Annotated in this window: 18 protein-coding genes and 3 tRNA genes; 7 read left to right on the forward strand and 14 right to left on the reverse strand. The window is 73.1% G+C overall.

Annotated features, from left to right (window positions below; all coding sequences use genetic code 11):
- Positions 1-56 precede the first annotated feature (56 nt).
- The 3 genes from mycP to LQ327_RS04920 all read left to right on the forward strand — a co-directional run bounded on the left by mycP (position 57) and on the right by LQ327_RS04920 (position 3,322).
- Entirely contained in the window at positions 57-1,430 is a 1,374-nt protein-coding gene (mycP, locus tag LQ327_RS04910) for a type VII secretion-associated serine protease mycosin (RefSeq protein ID WP_230730400.1), read from the forward strand.
- A 71-nt stretch (positions 1,431-1,501) separates the two neighbouring features.
- Positions 1,502-2,359, forward strand: coding sequence for a nitrilase-related carbon-nitrogen hydrolase (locus LQ327_RS04915; protein ID WP_230730401.1), 858 nt, complete (start codon positions 1,502-1,504; stop codon positions 2,357-2,359).
- Positions 2,360-2,440: 81 nt separating this feature from the next.
- Positions 2,441-3,322, forward strand: a complete 882-nt coding sequence (locus LQ327_RS04920) for an LLM class flavin-dependent oxidoreductase (protein WP_230730402.1) — start codon at positions 2,441-2,443, stop codon at positions 3,320-3,322.
- On the opposite strand, the gene LQ327_RS04925 is transcribed toward LQ327_RS04920, so the two are convergent.
- Positions 3,319-4,137, reverse strand: coding sequence for a PhzF family phenazine biosynthesis protein (locus LQ327_RS04925; RefSeq protein ID WP_230730403.1), 819 nt, complete (start codon positions 4,135-4,137; stop codon positions 3,319-3,321). The genes LQ327_RS04920 and LQ327_RS04925 overlap by 4 nt on opposite strands.
- Positions 4,138-4,304: 167 nt before the next feature.
- Here LQ327_RS04925 and LQ327_RS04930 point away from each other — a divergent pair, with 167 nt between their 5' ends.
- Positions 4,305-5,078: a coniferyl-alcohol dehydrogenase gene (locus LQ327_RS04930; RefSeq protein WP_230730404.1), complete on the forward strand. Its 774-nt coding sequence runs from the start codon at positions 4,305-4,307 to the stop codon at positions 5,076-5,078.
- Between the two features lie 126 nt (positions 5,079-5,204).
- Positions 5,205-6,107 (forward strand): serine protease, encoded by a 903-nt coding sequence (locus LQ327_RS04935; protein ID WP_230733049.1) that lies wholly within the window; start codon positions 5,205-5,207, stop codon positions 6,105-6,107.
- A 64-nt stretch (positions 6,108-6,171) separates the two neighbouring features.
- Here the strand turns inward: LQ327_RS04935 and LQ327_RS04940 are convergent, their stop codons facing one another.
- Positions 6,172-7,224: an NAD(P)-dependent alcohol dehydrogenase gene (locus LQ327_RS04940; protein ID WP_230730405.1), complete on the reverse strand. Its 1,053-nt coding sequence runs from the start codon at positions 7,222-7,224 to the stop codon at positions 6,172-6,174.
- 202 nt (positions 7,225-7,426) lie between these two features.
- Between LQ327_RS04940 and LQ327_RS04945 the strand changes: the two genes are divergently transcribed.
- Positions 7,427-9,472, forward strand: a complete 2,046-nt coding sequence (locus LQ327_RS04945; protein ID WP_230730406.1) for a glycoside hydrolase family 88 protein — start codon at positions 7,427-7,429, stop codon at positions 9,470-9,472.
- Positions 9,473-9,512: 40 nt separating this feature from the next.
- Here LQ327_RS04945 and LQ327_RS04950 read toward each other — a convergent pair whose 3' ends face one another.
- The 11 genes from LQ327_RS04950 to LQ327_RS05000 form a co-directional block, all read right to left on the reverse strand.
- Complete coding sequence (locus tag LQ327_RS04950) at positions 9,513-10,370, reverse strand: DUF2127 domain-containing protein (protein WP_230730407.1); 858 nt, start codon at positions 10,368-10,370, stop codon at positions 9,513-9,515.
- A 161-nt stretch (positions 10,371-10,531) separates the two neighbouring features.
- Complete coding sequence (locus LQ327_RS04955) at positions 10,532-11,128, reverse strand: hypothetical protein (RefSeq protein WP_230730408.1); 597 nt, start codon at positions 11,126-11,128, stop codon at positions 10,532-10,534.
- 447 nt (positions 11,129-11,575) lie between these two features.
- Positions 11,576-11,649 (reverse strand) — tRNA-Phe (locus LQ327_RS04960).
- 40 nt (positions 11,650-11,689) lie between these two features.
- Positions 11,690-11,763, reverse strand: a tRNA-Asp gene (locus LQ327_RS04965).
- 20 nt (positions 11,764-11,783) lie between these two features.
- Positions 11,784-11,856, reverse strand: a tRNA-Glu gene (locus LQ327_RS04970).
- Between the two features lie 106 nt (positions 11,857-11,962).
- Positions 11,963-12,691: a ScbR family autoregulator-binding transcription factor gene (locus LQ327_RS04975; RefSeq protein ID WP_230730409.1), complete on the reverse strand. Its 729-nt coding sequence runs from the start codon at positions 12,689-12,691 to the stop codon at positions 11,963-11,965.
- A gap of 63 nt (positions 12,692-12,754) precedes the next feature.
- Complete coding sequence (locus tag LQ327_RS04980; protein ID WP_230730410.1) at positions 12,755-12,934, reverse strand: hypothetical protein; 180 nt, start codon at positions 12,932-12,934, stop codon at positions 12,755-12,757.
- A gap of 298 nt (positions 12,935-13,232) precedes the next feature.
- Complete coding sequence (locus LQ327_RS04985; RefSeq protein WP_230730411.1) at positions 13,233-14,483, reverse strand: serine hydrolase domain-containing protein; 1,251 nt, start codon at positions 14,481-14,483, stop codon at positions 13,233-13,235.
- A gap of 18 nt (positions 14,484-14,501) precedes the next feature.
- Positions 14,502-15,371 carry an alpha/beta fold hydrolase gene (locus LQ327_RS04990; protein WP_230730412.1) on the reverse strand — a complete coding sequence of 290 codons (870 nt, stop codon included), beginning with the start codon at positions 15,369-15,371 and terminating at the stop codon, positions 14,502-14,504.
- An 86-nt stretch (positions 15,372-15,457) separates the two neighbouring features.
- The gene (locus LQ327_RS04995; RefSeq protein ID WP_230730413.1) at positions 15,458-16,597 is read right to left on the reverse strand and encodes an FAD-dependent monooxygenase; all 1,140 of its coding nucleotides are present in this window, start codon (positions 16,595-16,597) and stop codon (positions 15,458-15,460) included.
- Positions 16,598-16,696: 99 nt separating this feature from the next.
- Entirely contained in the window at positions 16,697-17,521 is an 825-nt protein-coding gene (locus LQ327_RS05000; RefSeq protein ID WP_230730414.1) for a phosphatase PAP2 family protein, read from the reverse strand.
- Between the two features lie 112 nt (positions 17,522-17,633).
- Here LQ327_RS05000 and LQ327_RS05005 point away from each other — a divergent pair, with 112 nt between their 5' ends.
- Positions 17,634-18,491: a hypothetical protein gene (locus LQ327_RS05005; protein ID WP_230730415.1), complete on the forward strand. Its 858-nt coding sequence runs from the start codon at positions 17,634-17,636 to the stop codon at positions 18,489-18,491.
- Positions 18,492-18,574: 83 nt separating this feature from the next.
- Here LQ327_RS05005 and LQ327_RS05010 read toward each other — a convergent pair whose 3' ends face one another.
- Positions 18,575-18,745: a CsbD family protein gene (locus tag LQ327_RS05010; RefSeq protein WP_230730416.1), complete on the reverse strand. Its 171-nt coding sequence runs from the start codon at positions 18,743-18,745 to the stop codon at positions 18,575-18,577.
- Between the last annotated feature and the right edge of the window lie 30 nt (positions 18,746-18,775).

The following is an 18,775-nucleotide window of genomic DNA, read 5'->3' on the forward strand; positions in this document are numbered from 1 at the left end:
GACCGAACCGCGCGAAACGGGCCCGGCGGGCGATCCGCCCGATCTACGCTCGCCCCGTGACCGGGGGCGCGCGGGCGGCGGGGGTGCTGCTCGGCGTCGTGCTGGTGCTGCTCGGCACGGCGCCCGCGTCGGCCGCCGTGCCCGCCCCGCCCGCTCCCGACCCCGCGCTGCTCGCCGGGCTGGACCCGACACCGTCGCCGCTCCCGGGCGTCCGGCAGCAGGTCGCGTGCGTCGCGCCGCTGAGCGAGGGCCCGACCGTCACTCCCTGGGCGCAGGAACGGCTGCGAATCACCGACGCGTGGCGCTGGGGGCGCGGGGCCGGACAGACCGTCGCCGTCATCGACACCGGGGTCGCGACGCACCCGCGCCTGGCGGGGCGCCTGCTCGACGGCGGCGACTTCGTCGGCCCGGGGGGGACCGGTACCACCGACTGCGACGGGCACGGCACGCTGGTCGCGGGCATCGTCGCGGCCGCCCCGGACCCAGCACCAGGGGAGTCGGGACCCTCGGGATTCACCGGCGTGGCCCCGGAGGCGCGGGTCCTCACCATCCGCCAGAGCAGCGCCACCGCCACGGCGGGCGGGCGCACCGGCCCGGGGGCGGGCGACGTCGTCACGCTCGCCCGGGCCGTGCGGCACGCGGTCGACCTCGGCGCGACCGTCGTCAACATCTCCGAGGCCGCCTGCCTGCCCGTCGCGGTGGCGCCGCGCGTGCTCGCGCCGCTGCGGGCCGCGGTCCGCGACGCGGTGGACCGCAACGTCGTCGTGGTCGCCGCGGCCGGCAACGCCGGGTCCGGGTCCTGCGAGCAGACGGATCCGTCGGGGACCGAGGAGGGACAGGTCGTCGCGCCCGCGTGGTTCGGCGACGACGTGCTCTCGGTCGGCTACGTCGGGCAGGACGGCCGGCCCTCGCCACGGACGGTCCGCGGGCCGTGGGTGTCGGTGGCCGCGCCGGGCACCGACGTCGTGTCCCTCTCGCCGACCGGGCCGGGGCTCGTCGACCGCGTGCAACCGGCCGGCGCGGGCACCGGCGACCCGGCGGGCTCGCCGATCGAGGGGTCGAGCTTCGCGGCGCCCTACGTGGCCGGTGTCGCGGCCCTGGTCCGGGCCCGGTTCCCGCAGCTCAGCGCCCGTCAGGTGACCGCCCGGATCGTCGCCACCGCCCAGGCCGCCGGCCCGCGCGACGACGCCGTCGGCGCCGGGATCGTCGACCCCGTGGCCGCCCTGTCCACCCCGGTCGCGGCTGCCGCCGGGGCGTCGTCCGGGGCGTCCGAGAACGGTGGACCGGGCCGGGTCGACCTCGCCGGAGGCGGGGATGCACACTCCGGGGCGCGCGCGGTCGCGCTGATCGGTACCGCCGGGGCGGTCGTCCTCGGCGGTGTGGTCCTCGGCGCGGTCGTGCTCGCGCGCCGGGCGCGCCGACCGCGGTGAGGGGCCGGAGGCGCCTGCCGATCGGCTCCGCTCGCGAACGCCGCCGTCCGAGAAGCGACCGAGGAGCCATCGTGCGGATCACCCTGGCCCAGACCGACGCCACCCTCGGGGACCTCGACGGCAATCTCAAGCGCGCCGAGCGGGTGCTCGGCGAGGCGGTCGAGGCCGAGTCCGACCTGGTCGTCTTCCCCGAGCTCGCCCTCTCCGGGTACCAGATCGGCGAGGTGCCGCACGACCTCTCGCTCGCCCCCGACGACCGCCGGCTGCTGCGGCTCTCGCAGCGCGCGGGCGGCGCGGGGATGCTGCTGGGCTACCCGGAGGCCGGCACCCACGGCCTGCACACCTACAACAGCGCGGGCTACTACGAGGACGGCAACCTCGTGCACGTCCACCGCAAGCTCTACCTGCCGACCTACTCGACCTTCGAGGAGCGCAAGCACTTCCTGCCCGGTCAGCACTCCCGCGCCTACGGGGTCCGTGGCGGCCGGCACCGCGCGGCCACGCTGATCTGCAACGACGCCTGGCAGCCGCAGGTGGCGTTCCTGTCCACCCAGGACGGCGCGCACCTGCTGCTCGTGCCGGCGAACTCCGCACAGTCGATGTCGCCGGAGCGCTACGACTCCCGCGAGTACTGGCGCAACATCACCACCTTCTACGGACGCATCTACCAGCTGTTCGTGGTGTTCGTGAACCGCGTGGGCATCGAGGGCGGGCTGACGTTCTGGGGCGGCTCACACATCGTGGATCCCTGGGGCGAGGTCGTCGGCGAGTGCGGTGAGGGCTCCGGCGCGGAGGAGACCCTGACGGTGGACATCGACCTGGCCGACGTCCGACGACGCCGCCGCGACATCCCGCTGGTCCGCGAGGCGCGCCTGGGACTGCTGCGCCGGGAGATCGACCGGCTGCTCGACGAGGGTGGGGACCTGTAGGTGCGCTCCGCGCTCGTGAGCAGTAATTGATGCTCTGACGTCAATTAGTGCTCACGGGCCGCAGGCACCTAGGGTGCGGCCGTGACGAGGACGCCCCGGTTCGGCTGGCTCTCCCCCGCGATCGGCAACCGCTTCTCGGGCCGCCGCCCGATCGTCGTCGACCAGGACACCGCGATCCTGCCGACGGCGCTCCCGCACTTCGACTCGCTGTGGCTGGCCGACCACTTCTACGGGATGGACACGCCGACCGACCCGTTCATGGAGGCCTGGACGACGCTGACCTGGCTCGCCGCCCGCCACGAGCGCGTCGAGCTCTGTCACCACGTGCTCGGCGTCGGTTACCGGTACCCGCCGCTGCTCGCGAAGATGGCGGCGACCCTGCAGCACCTCTCCGGCGGGCGCTTCGTCCTCGGCATCGGCGCGGGGTGGCGCGCCGACGAGTACGCCGCCTACGGGTACGACTTCCCGAAGCCCTCGGTGCGGTTCGCGCAGCTCGAGGAGGCCGTGACGATCTGTCGGCTGATGTGGACCCAGGACTCGCCGTCGTACGAGGGCCGCTACTACCGGATCGACGGGGCCGCCGCGCCACCGATGCCCGACCCGCCGCCCCGGGTCTGCATCGGCGCGGCCGGGGAGAAGATCGGCCTGCCGCTGGTCGGGCGGATCGCCGATGTCTGGAACGCCCCGCCGGCGCGCGAGGCCGCGGACTGGGACCGCCGGCTCGGCATCGTCCGCCGCGCCGCCGAGGGGGCGGGCCGCGACCCGGACGGCATCGAGGTGACAGTGACGCTGGAGCGGGCGCTGCCGGAGTCCGACGACGACTCGGCACGTCTGGTCGACGAGCTCTCCGCGCGGCACGCCCAAGGAGCCGACCACTTCGTCATGGACTTCGGGAACCCGGCCTCGACCGAGCCGGTGCTCCGGTTCGCCGAGCAGGTGATCGCCCCGCTGCGGGCCGGTTAGACCGAGAGCTCGCCCCGGGTGATCGTCACCGCGTTGCCCCGCAGCAGCACCCGGCCGCCCGCCACCTCGACGCCCACGGTCCCGCCGCGGCGGGAGAGCTGCGCGCCGACCAGGGACGGCTTGCCCAGCTTCTCGGCCCAGTACGGCGCGAGGCAGCAGTGCGCCGAGCCCGTGACCGGGTCCTCGTCGATCCCGACGGCGGGCGCGAAGAAGCGGGAGACGAAGTCGGCGTCCTCGACGCCGTCCGCGGCGGCGGTGACGATCACCCCGCGGCCGGTCGCCGCCCGCAGCACGGCCAGGTCCGGCTCCAGCTCGCGGACCTCCGCGGCCTCCGAGACCTCGACGAGCACGTCGTAGCGGCAGCGCGCGACGGCGACCACCGAGGCCCCGAGCGCGTCGCCGAACTCGTCGGCGAAGTACCCGTCGGGCATGCCCGCCACCGGCACGTCGATCGGGAAGTCGAGCGCGATCGCGTCGCGGCCCGCCCGGTCGGCACGCAGCACCCCGGACGCGGTGCGGAACGCGAGCGGCGGCGTCGCGAGCCCCTCGGAGAGCAGGACGTGGGCGGACGCCAGCGTCGCGTGCCCGCAGATGTCCACCTCGACGGTCGGGGTGAACCAGCGCAGGCCGATCTCGCCGGAGCGCTGCAGCTCGGAGAGGTCGACGAACGCCGTCTCCGAGTGGTTCATCTCGGCCGCGAGGTCCTGCATCCAGGCCGCGTCGGCGGCCCGGACCGGGTCGTCGAGCAGGCAGACCGCGGCCGGGTTGCCGGTGAAGGGCACGGACGTGAAGGCATCGACGACGAAGAGCTGCACGTCACCATGGTGCCGTGTGCGGCCCTCCGACGGGGCGGCCGCCGCAACTCGGATGTCTGCTCCGCTCGGACGACGCGTGACCACGGGGGTCGCCCGCGAGGAGCAGTCGGCGCGACGAGCATCACCTGGCCGTGACCGGCGTGTCGCCGTCTACTCTGACCGGTGCCATGAGCACCGTCTTCATCGTCACGGGATCCTCCTCCGGGGTGGGGCGCGCCCTCGCGCAGTTCCTGTCCCGCCACGGGGTGACCGTCGTCGGCCTCGACCGCCGGGATCCGCCCGACCGGGAGATCGCGCACGTCCGCTGCGACCTCACCGACCCGCGGGCGATCGACGCCGCCGTCGAACGGCTGGACGAGCGGGTGGACGCGCTCGCGAACGTCGCGGGGGTCCCCGGCACGTCGCCCACCGAGACGGTGCTCGCCGTGAACTTCCTCGGCATGCGCCACCTCACCGAGCAACTGCTGCCCCGCATCCAGCGCGGCGGCTCGGTGGTCAACGTGTCCTCCTCGGAGGGCAGGCACTGGGTCGCCCACCTCGCGGAGCTGCGGCCGCTGCTGGCGACGACGTCGTTCGACGAGGGCCTGCGCTGGTGCCGGGAGCGCCGCCCCGACCGGTCGATCTACGACATCTCGAAGGAGGCCGTGCTCGCCTACACGACCGCCTCCTCCACGCTGACCTGGCCGGACGGCGTGCGCATGAACGCCGTCGCGCCGGGGCCGGTGCGCACCCCGCAGCTCGCCGACGTCGAGCGCTCGTCCGACCCGCGCCGGCTCGCCCGGCAGCGGTCGGCCGCGGGACGTGACGCCGAGGCCGACGAGATCGCGGCCGTCGTCGCGTTCCTCATGTCGAACGAGAGCCGCTGGATCAACGGCCAGACGCTGGCCGCGGACGGGGGCGTCGCCGCGGCCACCACCTGGGCGGCGCTCCAGACGCGCTGAGCCGGACGAGATCGCCGATTCTCACCGTGCGCACTCATCCGACTCCGGATGGTGCGTCACCTCGCCCGATCACGCGCGTTTGACTCCCCAACGGTGAGGTCCGTTCGACGGAGATCGGTGGGGTACATGCGCTTGGGCGGAGCACGACAGGGACGACGGCTCGCGGTGGTGCTCCTCGGGGCCGCCGCATTGAGCGCCGCCACTCTCGGGTCCGCCTGGGCCGACCAGGCGCCGACCCCGGCTCCGGCCCCGAACGTCGCGGTTCCGGCGCCCGCCCCGGCCGCCGGCCCGAACGTGGGCGCGGCGATCGACAGCGGCATCCACCCGGGCGTGCAGATGCGCACCGACGGCGCCCAGTGCACCGCCAACTTCGTCTACTCCGGCGGCGGCAAGACCTACCTCGGCCAGGCCGCGCACTGCTCGGGCACCGGCGGGGCCGAGGACACCAACGGGTGCACCTCGAAGTCGCTCCCGATCGGCACGCCGGTCGAGGTCGGCGGCGCCTCGAAGCCCGGCAAGCTCGTCTACAACTCCTGGCTCGCGATGCAGCACAGCGGGGAGAAGAACCCCGACGCGTGCGACTACAACGACCTCGCGCTCGTCGAGATCGACCCGGCCGACGTCGCGAAGGTCAGCCCGGCGGTGCCCTTCTTCGGCGGGCCGACCGGCGTCGACACCGCGGGCACGACGCCCGGCGAGCGGGTCGCCAGCTACGGCAACTCGGAGCTGCGCGGCGGCATCCCCGCCCTGAGCCCGAAGGTCGGCACCAGCCTCGGCGATCAGGGCCACGGGTGGAGCCACTCGGTCGCCACGGTCAGCCCGGGCATCCCCGGCGACTCGGGCAGCGCCTTCCTCAGCCCCGACGGCAAGGCGCTCGGCATCCTCTCGACGCTGAACTTCACGCCGGCGCCCGGCACCAACGGCATCGGCGACCTCGCCAAGATGCTCGACTACGCGCGCAGCCACGGCGGGCCCGGCGACCTCGCCGTCAAGACCGGTGGCCCGTTCAAGAGCCTGGGGCTCGTGTAGGTGCGACGTCGTCGCTCGTGAGCACTGATCCGTGCCAGAGCACGGATCAGTGCTCACGAGCGCGTCAGCGCACCTGGAAGGACGCCGTGTCGATGACGAACCGGTACCGGACGTCCGAGTCCACGACCCGGTCGTAGGCCTTGTTCACGTCGTCCGCCGTGATCGTCTCGATCTCGGCGCCGATGTGGTGCTCGGCGCAGAAGTCGAGCATCTTCTGGGTGTCGCGGATGCCGCCGATCGCCGAGCCCGCGAGGCTGCGGCGGCCCGTGATCAGGGTGAACGCGTGCACCGACGCCGGGTTGATCGGCGCCCCGACATTGACCATCGAGCCGTCGACCCGTAGCAGCCCCAGGTACTTCTGGATGTCGAGGTCGGCCGACACCGTGTTGACGATGAGGTCGAAGCTGCTGGCGAGCTGCTTGAACGTCGACTCGTCGGACGTCGCGTAGTAGTGGTCGGCGCCCAGGCGCTTGCCATCGTCCTCCTTGGACAGCGTCTGGGACAGGACGGTCACCTCGGCGCCGAGCGCGTGGGCGATCTTGACGCCCATGTGCCCGAGGCCGCCCATCCCGACGATCGCGACCTTCTTGCCGGGCCCGGCGCCCCAGTGGGTCAGCGGCGTGTAGAGCGTGATCCCGGCGCAGAGCAGCGGCGCGGCCTCGTCGAGCGCGATGCCCTCGGGGATGCCCAGCACGTAGTTCTCGTCGACGACGACCTGGGTGGAGTAGCCGCCGAAGGTCTGCTCGCCGGAGTACTCGCGGCCGTTGTAGGTCGCGACCATCCCCTTCGTGCAGAACTGCTCCTCGCCGGCCCGGCAGTTCTCGCACTCGCGGCAGGAGTCGACGAAGCACCCGACGCCGACTCGGTCGCCGACGGAGTAGCGGCTCACGTCCGGGCCGACGGCGGAGACGGTGCCCGCGATCTCGTGGCCCGGGACCATCGGGAACTCGCTGCCGCCCCACTCGTCGCGGGCCTGGTGGATGTCCGAGTGGCAGATGCCCGCGTAGGCGATGTCGATGACGACGTCGTGCGGCTTCGGGTCCCGGCGCTCGATCGTCGAGCGCTCGAGCGGCTTCTCGGCGCCCTCGGTGACCAGGGCGGAGACGGTGCTCGGCACGGGTGGTGGACCTTCCTCTCACGGACGACGTGGCGACCCATGCGTGGATCGCCATCTCGCCCAACGGGTTGTCCACGATTGAACGGTTCCAATCGCCTCCGCCGTGTGCGTCACATGGAGTGAGCCTGTGAGATTCCTGTAACACGTCCGGCCGGTCGTCGCGACTGCTCCGAGTGACGGTGAGTCATGCGGAGGGGGAGACATGAACGGGACGGGACGGGCGGGGGCCACCGGGGACGGTGGGTCCCGACGGCGGCCGTGGGCGCTCGCGGCCGCGATGACGGTGATCGCGGTGCTGGTGTCGATGGCGCAGGTCGCGGCGGCCACGCCGGCCCGCGCGGCCGATCTGGGCGCCGACACCATCCAGCGGGACCTCGCGTTCGCGGACTCCCGTCTCGCCGCGACGGCGGGGCGCCTCGCGACGACGGCCTATCCCGTCCGCACCGGCACGAACGGCGCCTGGACGACGGTCGGCGCCACCGACTGGACCAGCGGCTTCTTCCCCGGCGCCATGTGGCAGGAGTACGCCCGCACCCAGGACCCGGTCTGGAAGCAGCGCGCGGAGGCCTGGCAGGCCGGCGTCGAGGTGAACAAGACCGACGACTCCAGCCACGACGTCGGGTTCCAGATCTTCGACAGCTTCGGCAAGGACGCCGCGATCACCGGCGACGGAGGAGCCAAGGCCGTCACCCTCACCGCCGCGAAGACCCTCGCGACCCGCTACAACCCGACCGTCGGCGCGATCCGCTCCTGGGACGCCCGCACCGACACCACCAAGTACCAGGTGATCATGGACAACATGATGAACCTGGAACTGCTGTTCTGGGCATCGCAGAACGGTGGCGACCCGTCGCTCGCGACGATGGCCGCCACGCACGCGAAGACGACGGCTCGGGACTTCTTCCGCCCCGACGGCGGCAGCTGGCACGTCGTGAACTACGACCAGAAGACCGGCAAGGTGCTCTCGAAGTACACCGCGCAGGGCTACAGCAACGACTCCACCTGGTCGCGCGGCGAGGCGTGGGCGATCCACGGCTTCACGATGTCCTACCGGTTCACCCACGACGCCACGTTCCTGACGACCGCGCAGAACTCCGCGGACTACTTCCTCTCCCACCTGCCCGCCGACAAGGTCCCCTACTGGGACTTCTCGCTGCCCTCGACGGCGGGCCAGCCGCGGGACACCTCGGCGGCCGCGATCGCCGCGTCGGGGATGGTCGAGCTCGCCTCGTTCACGACCGACGCGACCCGCAAGGCCCGCTACCTCGACGGCGCCCGCGACATCCTGGCCGCGCTCTCGAGCACCGCCTACCTGTCGGACGGCACGACCAACCAGGCGGTCCTCCTGCACGGTACGCAGAACAAGCCCTCGGGGTCCTACGACACCGGGATCATGTTCGGCGACTACTACTTCATCGAGGCGCTGCAGCGCTACGCGGCCGCCACGGGCGTGAGCACGACGACGCCGCCCACCACCACGGCCCCGCCGACGACGACGGCCCCGCCGCCCACCACGACGACGCCTCCGACGACCACGGTTCCGCCCACGACCACCGTCCCGCCGACGACGACCACCCCGCCGGGCACGGACCCGGTGACGGCGTACTACCAGCAGCTCGGCGGGGCGTCGTCGTACCTCGGGGCGCCGAAGACGGCGGTCACGGACGTCGCCGGCGGCAAGACGGCCGACTACGCGGGCGGGTCGATCTACTGGTCGTCCACGACCGGGGCGCACGCGGTGCGCGGCACGATCCTGGCCCGCTACAAGGCGCTCGGCGGGCCCAGTGGCACGTTGAAGTTCCCGACGAGCGACGAGTTCGCCACCGCCGACGGCAAGGGCCGCGGCACGAACTTCTCCGTCGCCGGGGGCGGGGGCCTGTACTGGAACTCGTCGACGAACGTCGCCTACGGCCTGCTCGGCCCGCTCCGCGACAAGTGGCTGGCCCTCGGGGACACGAAGAGCGCGCTCGGCTACCCGACCCGCGACATCACGGCCACCGCCGACGGCGCCGGCCGGTACGCCACGTTCACCGGGAACGGGTCGATCTACTGGTCGACCGCGACCGGGGCGCACACGATCTTCAACGCCATCCGCACGAAGTGGACCTCGCTCGGCGCGGAGCGCTCGTCGCTCGGCTACCCCACGACCGACGAGTACGCCGTCACCGGCGGGACCCGCAACGACTTCGTGAAGGGCACGATCGTCTGGAACCAGGCGAAGAACACCACCACGGTGACGCAGCGGTGACGGTCCCGACGGCGGGTCGGGTCGACCCGCCGTCGGGATCTCACGCCCGGACCGGCGTGGCGGGGGTCTCGGGCAGGTGGCGTCGCAGCGCCGCCCAGCTGATGTCGTGCTCGCGCTCGGCCGCGATCGCCGCCACGCCACCGCGGAGCCCGAACAGGCGCTTGGAGAGCAGCAGGTAGAGCACGACCGCGATGTTCACGGCCATGCCGATGATCGTGCCGGGGCTCGACGAGCTCGTCAGCTCGAGGGCCTCCGGGACCAGCAGCAACGTCGTCAGGACGAAGCTCAGGTACTCGCCCCACCGCGTCGTGCGCCAGAGGCCGATGCCCTCGGCCGCCTCGAGGACGACGAGGGCGAGCAGGCCGGCCGCGATCAGCCACAGCGGGCCCGCGCCGCCGGAGAGCACGCCCTGGAGCTGGCCGACGACCTGGCCGCCGAGGATCTCCTGGAAGGCCGATGCGTTGGCGACCAGGTCGTCCCGCAGCGTCGCCTGGTTGACCAGCACGGCGATCGCCCCGCCGAGCACGAGCAGCAGGACGAGGACGTTGAAGACCCGGGTCAGCGCGATCATCCGCAGCACGTAGCGGCTCTTGAGCGGGCGGCCGCGGGTGGGGAGGTGGATCTCGTCGCGGGGCGCCGGGCGTTCGCGGGCCGGGTCCGCCGGGGTCGGGAGCATCATCCACGCGTCGCAGCGCAGGCACCGGTGCAGGCGCCGCTCGCCGTCGAGCTCGCGGACGACGAGCGCGTCCTCCTCGGAGACGGTGGCGGCGTCGGTACCGACCAGGGCGTGGCCGTTCCAGGCGCACCCGACCAGCTCGAAGGTCAGTTGGCGGTGGCGCCGGGCCGGGTCCGTCCCGGGCGGGCGGACGAAGCCATCGGCGGGTTCCTGCGAGGGCATTCGGACGGGTTACCCGCTCATCCGATGCGCAAGTCCCTCGTTGCGCCGCGGTTCGCCCGCTCCATGATCGCCAGGATGACGAGGATCTGGACGCCTGGCGCCCGAATCCTCGTCATCTCGGTGATCTTCGAGTGGGGCCGTCGCGTGGCGACCCGAACCGGTCAGGCGAGGGCGCCCGGTGCCTCCGATGGCTTCGGAGCCGAGCGCTCGGCGGGGGCCTCACGATCCGGCAGGGGCTGCCAGGCGGCCCACTGCTCGTTCGACAACGACAGGATCGTCCAGGCGATCGCACCGAACCCGATCGCGAGCACCAGGTCGGCCAGCGCGTCGATCAGGTTGTTCGAGGCCAGGAAACTGACCACGACCTGCACGAACACCAGGGTCGCCGCCCAGACCGGGACCGCGTGCCGACGGATCAGACCCACGGCGAGCAGCAGCGATCCCAGGACGAAGCCGCCGAAGAACGCCACGGCGAAGACCTGCGCGAAGGCGCTGTCGTTGGAGGCGACGATCAGTGCGAGCACCTGGGACCGGATGGAGCCCGGCGCGACGGCGGCGGCCTGGATGAGCGAGGTCGCGAACGTCCCGGCCTCCAGCACGACTGCGGCGACCAGGATCAACCCCGCCCCGATGCGACCGAGAGCGCCGCGTGGGCCGCGCAGCAGCCGGATCACGCCGACCAGACCGACGATGAACGCCAGCACGGAGACGAGGTTGAGCAGCCCGGCGGTCTCGTGGAGCGCTGGCGACGACGCCACCTGATCGACATAGTCCGGAGGTGTGTCGGGCCCGTTCGAGTAGGCGGGATCGATCAGCGTCGCGATGATCGAGAGAACCGGGCCGAGAACGAGCCCTGCAGCGGCATAGAACCGGCTGCGACCGCGTGAATCAGACAAGTCGAACATCGTGTCTCCCCTCGTCCGGCGGTTCGCCGGTCGAGCGGACAGTACGCTCTGTTACTGACAGAGAGATCGAACTAGTTCTAACGGCTCACTATTCGCCGCGTCGAGCCCGTTCGATGACTACGAATTGCGACCATGTCATTCGGTCATCCGACGCAGAGTGGCACATCGGCCGACGCGAGGAGGTCGCGCCTCGGAACCCGACTCCATGATCACCACGATGAGGCGGATCTGTACGCCAGGGCCCCAAAGTCCGCATCATCTCGGTGATCTTGAACCGGCGCGGGCCCGGCGGGAAGAGGGTGGCCAGGGGCGGGGTCGAACCGCCGACCTATCGCTTTTCAGGCGATCGCTCGTACCGACTGAGCTACCTGGCCTTGTCGGCGACCACGCCGAGACGACGCGCGCACGACCGTGCGACCCAGACGGGACTCGAACCCGCGACCTTCGCCGTGACAGGGCGACGCGCTAACCAACTGCGCCACTGGGCCTTGCTCTTCAGTTTACTGCGTACCCCCAACGGGATTCGAACCCGCGTTGCCGCCTTGAAAGGGCGGAGTCCTAGGCCGCTGAACGATGGGGGCTCGAGTTCCTCTGAATCCCGCGAGGACCTTACCCCCTCCAGCGACGGTGACCGTCCGGCCCCGTTGGGTGCGAGAGGAAGCTTACGGGACGGGTGAGCTGCCCCCGTCAGGTACCCCCGGGAAGCGCCGAGAACCCACCGGCCGTGTGCCGCTGCTCGAGCCAGGCCGGGTCGGCGGCCGTGCTCAGGAGCACCGTCCAGGAGGCCGCGGTCCGCTCCCGGACGTCGGCGAGCCCGGTGAACGCCGCGGAGATCGCCCAGTGCCCGACGCAGGTCGCGACCACCGTGCGGGCGAGCTCCGCCGTGTCGACCTCCGCGCGCAGGGACCCGTCACGCTGGGCACGCCCCAGGAGATCGGCGTGGGTGCCCTCCCAGAACTCGTAGGGCCACCGGGCGCGCTCGGGCCCCAGCGCGCGGTCGGTGACGACCCGGAGGCCGGCCCGGCAGGGCGCCTCGTCACGGACGAGCTCGGCGAACCCCAGGCTCACCGACACCGCCGTCGTCAACGGATCGAGGCCGTCGGCCGACCGCGCGGCCAGCACCTCCGGCAGGCGCGCCTCGAAGCGCTCGGCCACCGCCGAGCCCATCGCCTCCTTGGACGCGAAGTGGAAGTACATCGCGCCCTTGGTGACCCCACTGCGCTCGTGGATGCGCGACAGCGAGGCGGCACGGTAGCCCTCGACGGCGAACTCGTGCGCTGCCGCGTCGAGGATCGCCGTCCGGGTCGCGAGTGCCCGAGCCTGGCGTGGGGCACGGCCCGCGGCCACACCGGCCACGGCGTCGTCGTCAGCGGCCCCCGAGGCAGGGGGCCGCGACGAGGAGGGGAGCGCGACCATGGCAGGAGCACGCTACGACGACGGCGGGCGGCGCCACCAAGCCCGCCACGCCGGTCGACTCCGTCAGCGACGCACCGGCGGCGGCTCGCCCGGCTCGCCGATCAGCCCGAGCATGTCGAGCAGCTCGCGGCAGTCGTCGGAGTCGAGCGCGTTCCGGGCCACCGCCATCCGGGCGCGGTGCACCTGGTCCTCGCTCACCCGGTAGACGTCGGCCGCGGTGCGTTGCGCCGGGACCCCCGACACCACTCCTGCACTGCCGTTCTCCGTCCCGGACCTCGGTTCGGGGACCCCGCCCGCGTCCGTCGTGCCCCGTTCCGGGTGCGGCCCGGTAGGTCGTCGTCGTGGACCCGGCGTCACACTCATCCGTCTCCCTCGGTCCCATCGACTGCCCGCGATGGCAGGCGCAGACGCTACAGAGCGGGGGTGCTCTGTGCAGCCCTCTCTCAGGGTGACGCGGCATCTGCTCAGGTTTATGACGCAGCGTGTGCGTCCGTTCACGAAGAGCAGACATCGGCCACACGCCGGGCCTACGACAGGTCCGTCAGGACGCGCGGGGCGGCTCGTCGACGAGGGCCTGGTAGACCAGCCGGCGCAGCGAGCTCCGGATCGGGTAGGCGCTCGAGGGCATCAACTGGGTGAAGAACAGCGCCGTGACCTCCTCCGACGGGTCGATCCAGAACGCGGTGCTCGCGGCGCCGCCCCACGCCAGCTCTCCGGCGCTGCAGAGCGTCCGGTAGCGGGTCGGGTCGAGCACCACCGACAGCCCGAGGCCGAACCCGACGCCGTCGAACGGCATCTCGGCGAACAGCGGCCGGCCGACCTCGGTCAGGTCGCCTCCGCCGGGTAGGTGATTGCGCCCCATGTAGGCCACGGTGCGCGACCCGAGGATGCGGACGCCGTCGAGCTCGCCGCCGCGCAGCAGCATCTGGGTGAAGCGGTGGTAGTCGGCGGCGGTGGACACCAGCCCGCCGCCGCCCGAGAGCCACGTCGGGGGCGCCAGGAACGAGGCGCCGAACGCGTCGGCCCGCACCCGGGACCCGTCGGCGGCACGGGCGTAGAGCGCGGCGGTGCGGGACGGGTCGTCGGCGGCGAACGCGGTCGCCGTCATCCCGAGCGGGCCGAGGATCTCCTCGTCGAAGAAGGCGTCGAGGCTCTGCCCCGAGACGACCTCGACGAGCCGCCCGAGCACGTCGGTGGCGTGGCTGTAGTTCCACTCGGTGCCCGGGGTGTGGACCAGCGGCAGCTTCGCCCAGGCGTCGACGCAGCCGGCGAGGTCGAGGTCCGAGGACACGCCCCACTCGAACCCGGCCGCCCGGTACATCTCGTCGACCGGGTGGGCGTGGTGGAAGCCGTAGGTCAGCCCGGCGGTGTGGGTGAGCAGGTGCCAGACGCGGATCGGCTCCGGGCTGGGCATCGTCAGCGGCGCGACAGCGGACCCGCGCACGTAGACCCGAGGCTCGGCGAACGCCGGGAGCCAGCGGCTGATCGGGTCGGTGAGCTCGAGCAGCCCGCGCTCCCAGAGGATGAGCGCGGCGACCGAGGTGATCGGCTTGGTCATCGAGTAGATGCGCCAGCGGGTGTCCGGCTCGACGGGCAGGCCCGCCTCGGCGTCGCGCAGGCCGGCCTCGCTCGCGTGCACGACCTCGCCGCGGCGGGTCACGACCGCCTGCCAGCCGGACAGGCGGCCGTCGTCGACGTAGCGCTGGAAGTGGTCGTCGATGCGGGCGAGGCGGGCCGGGTCGAACCCCAGGGCGGCGGGATCCTTCTCGACGGCGAGCGGGGAGGAGGTCATGCCCGCATCCTCACCCCGTCAGGCCCCGGAGAGGAACGACCGCAGCTCGCCGATCAGCTCCTCGGCGGCCTCTTCCGGGACGAAGTGCCCACATCCGTCGATCGCCCGGCCGGTGACCTGGTCCGCATTCCCGTGGTACTCCCGCCAGAGATCCAGGATCGGCAGCGTCGCCATCACCCCGTCAGCGCCCCACAGCGCGAGCAGCGGGGCCTCGATCCGCTGCCCGGCGTCGTAGGACTCGTCGTCGTGGGCGGCGTCGACGTCCTTCGCGCGGTAGTCGTCGAACCCGCAGCGCAGCGCGCCGGGCCTGGAGAACGCCTCCACGTAGACCGGCGCGGCCTCGTCGACGTGCTCGCGCGCCGTCGTCCACTTCTCGAAGAAGTACCGGAGGTAGCCGTCGACGTCGGCGCCGGCGAGCCGCTCGGGGAGGTCGGGCTGGAGGTGGAAGAGCCAGTGCCAGTACTTGGCCCCGAGGTCGGCGTCGAAGCGCGCCCAGGTGGCCCGGGTCGGCGCGATGTCGAGCACCGCCAGCCGGGTGACCTCGTCGGGGCGGTCGAGTGCCCAGCGGTGGGCCACCCGGCCGCCGCGGTCGTGCCCGACGACGGCGGCCCGGTCGAACCCGAGCTGCTGCACCAGGGCCGACAGGTCGGCGGCCATCGTCCGCTTGTCCATGCCGGTCCGGGCCTTGTCGGAGGCGCCGTAGCCGCGCAGGTCCGGGACGATCACGGTGTGGTCCCGGGCGAGGTCGTCGACCACGCGGCGCCAGCACCAACCGGTCTGGGGCCAGCCGTGGATCAGCACCACGGGCGGGCCGTCACCGGCCACCCGGTGGTGCAGCCGGATGCCGTTCACCGACGTCGTGGCGGGGGTCCAGGCAGGGGTCGTCACGGGCCTGGAGGGTAGGTGCGCTGCCGCGCTTGTGAGCAGTAATTGACGCCCTGGCATCAATTACTGCTCACGAGCGCGCAGCGCACCTACAACTCCCCGAGCACCTCGGCGACCTCGTCGACCGCCTCGCGGGCCCACAACCGGTCGCGCAGGCGCCGCGTGAGCCCCTCGGCGTGGGAGAGCGCGGCGAACTCGGCGACCCGGGCGGCGCAGGCGGCTCGGGCCGGGGCGCGCAACGTCTCGTAGCCCTCGAGGCCGGGGAGGATGCGGCCGTCGGAGCGGTCGAACGCCGCGCCGAGCGCGTGCGCGTCGAGCAGCGTCTGGTTCTCCTCCTCCCCGGCGTGCGGCAGGAACGGCTGGGCCGCGGCGCCGAGGACGGTGAGGCGGTTGCGCGTCCAGCGCGACAGCGGGCGCTGGTGGGCGAGGACCTGCTCGGGCTCCCGGGCGACGACGGTGCTCACGGCCCGCCGGAGCTCGGGCTCGAGCCGGGAGACGACCCACTCGCGCTCGGCCGGCGGCAGGTCGGCGCGCATGACCAGGACGACCTCGGCCCCGCCGTGGGGCGACGGCAGCCGCATCGCCTGCAGCTGCGGCCCCGACCACACCCGCAGCTCCGGGCTGGCGGGCTCGCCCGCGCTCGCCGCGACCGTGGTGCGGCGCACGACGAAGGTCGGCGAGAGCGCGCCCGCCCCGCTCTCGAGCAGGCCCCGGACGCGGCTGGACGCGCCGTCGGCGCCCACGAGCGCCTCGGCACGCCACTGCACGCCGCCCTCCAGGGTGACCAGGGCGGCGTCGCCGATGTCCTCGACCTCGGTCGGGCGGCTCTCGAAGTGGACGCCGATCATCTCGTCGCCGGCGCAGGCCTCGGCGAGCACGCGACGCATGTCGCGGCGGGCGACGATGAGGCACGGGTAGCCGAATCGGGCGCGGGCGACGTCGCCGAGCTCGACCTTGCGCAGCGGCTGCCCGCTGGCCGCGTCGAGGTGGGTGTAGCGCTGCACCTCCAGGGCCAGCGGGCGCAGCGCGTCGAGGAGCCCGAGGCCGTGCAGCACCCGCACCGCCGAGGGCCGCACGACCATCGAGCCGGTGGGCCCGGCGTCGTCGAGCGCCTGCGGATCCGGGCCGCGTTCCAGCAGCTCGACCGGGAATCCCTGGTGCGCGAGACACAGCGCGGCCGCGAGTCCGTCGATCCCGGAACCGAGGACCAGGAGCGGCACTTGCTCCATGTGGACCCCCGTTCCCTCGAGCTGTGCTGCGCCGAAAACCCTAGACAGCGCATTCGAGTGACGCCACGGGCGCACGAACACGAGATCCTCGGCTGTGCGTCAGCGTAGCGGGGGCGGAGATACTCCTTCCGAGGGATGGATCTCCGAGGGCCACGCTTCCAGCGCCACCGCAACCGCGAGGGCGATGGCCGCGAGCGCGCCGCCGAGCAGCCACCCCGCCAGGACGTCCGTGGTCCAGTGCACCCCGAGATAGGCCCGGCTCACCCCGATCCCCACGACGAGCACCACTCCGACCAGCACGGTTGCAGCCCGCCCGATGGCACGCCGGCGACCTCCGTCGGAGCCCAGCAGCGTGAGGACACCGAGCACCGCCAGCCCCAGTCCCAGAGCGGCCATCAGCGAGTGCCCGGAGGGCAGCGACGCCGACGTCTCGACGGTCAGACGCGTGTCGACCGGCGGCCGCGGCCGTTCGACGGCGGCCTTCAGGCTGCGGATGGTGAGTGATCCCACAAGCACCGCGACGGCCCAGACGGCTGCCCTGACCAGGCGACCGCGCGCCCAGAGCACCACCGCGGTCACGACGGCGAGCCCACCGGTCCCGACCGTGCCGCCGACCAGCGAGACCGTCTCGGCGATCCCCGTCCAGCCAGGCGTCCGGTGGCCGACCAGCCACGCCAGCACCGGCCCGTCCGCGCCGCGCAGGGCCTCGTCGTCCGCGACCAGCGCGAACACCACGGACGCGAGGACGGTGAGCACCGCCGCCGCCCCCAGGGCGGCCGTCACCGTCGTCGTCGCCCGTCCTCCGGGCCACCGGCGGACCCGGCACCCGACGGCGGCCGCGACGAGGAGCACCGCCGCCGCGGCGGTGCCCGCGACCACCCACCACCCCGCCGTCACCCGCGCCTCGCCGGGCCGCGGCGCCACGCGTGGGAGACGGACACCGGGCACACTCTGCCCAAGCGGCGCCCCGGTCGCCGGGCAGCGGCCCGGAACGGGTATCCGCGTCCCGGGTGCCGGCGGCAGCGAGGAGGAGCACGTGCTGGTCCTCGGTCTCGCGGCGGCCCTCGTGGCGGCCGCGGCCAACGCCGGCGCGGCGATGCTCGAGGCGATGGCGACACGGCGCGCCACCCATGCCGCCGGGGTCGTCACCAGCCCGCTCTACCTCACCGGCCTGACGCTGGACATCCTCGGCTGGGTCCTGACGGTCCTGGCGCTGCGCTACATGCCCATCGTGGCTGTGCAGGCGATCGTCTCCGGGCAGGTCGTGATCACCGTCGTCGCCTCGCACTGGGTGTTCGACACGCCGCTGCGGCGCCTCGACCTGATCGCGGCCGGCGCGAACGTCGTCGGGCTCGGGCTGCTCGTGGGCAGCGCCCGGACCGAGGAGCTGCCGCACGTCGGGGTCGGGGGCACGGTGGCGCTGCTCGCGGTGCTGGTGGTCCTCGCCGTCGTCGGGATCCTCACCGCGCTGCGCAGCAAGCACGCCACGCTCATCGCGTTCCTCTCCGGCCTCGCCTTCGGCGGCACGGCGGTGGCGGTGCGCCTGGTCGACCTGGACGGGTCGGTCGGGGAGATCGCGCACACCGTGGTGACCGACCCGGTGGCCTATGCGCTGCTCGGGTACGCGGCGCTCGGGCTCGGGCTATACACGGTGGCGCTGGCCCGCGGGGCGGTCGGCCCCGTGGTCGCCGTGCTGGCGGTGACCGAGACGCTCGCCCCGGGGCTGCTGGGGCTGCTCCTGCTCGGCGACGGGATCCGCGACGGCTGGGGGATCCCGTTCGTGGCCGGGCTGGTGCTGGCGCTGGGCGGGGTCGTGGTCCTGGCGCGGTCGCCCGCCCAGGCGTCGCTGGCCGGCGACGACGGGGTGGCCCGCCCGCCGCTCAAGCGGCTCTGAGGAGCGGGAACCGGCCGCGAACACACGTCCGGGCCGCGCCCATCGGCACGGCCCGGACGGTTCGCCGAAGCGGCGATCCAGGACTACTTGAAGGCGTCCTTGATCTTCTCGCCCGCGTTCTTCAGGTTGCCGGCGGCCTTGTCCTTCTTGCCCTCGGCCTTCCACTCCTTGTTGTCCGTGGCGTCGCCGAGAGCTTCCTTGGCCTTGCCCTTGAGCTCCTGGCCCTTGTTCTCGATCTTGTCATCAGCAGACACGCAGCGGCTCCTCGCGTTGATCACGTCTGG

Source organism: Actinomycetospora endophytica, assembly GCF_021026375.1.
Lineage (GTDB): Bacteria > Actinomycetota > Actinomycetes > Mycobacteriales > Pseudonocardiaceae > Actinomycetospora > Actinomycetospora endophytica.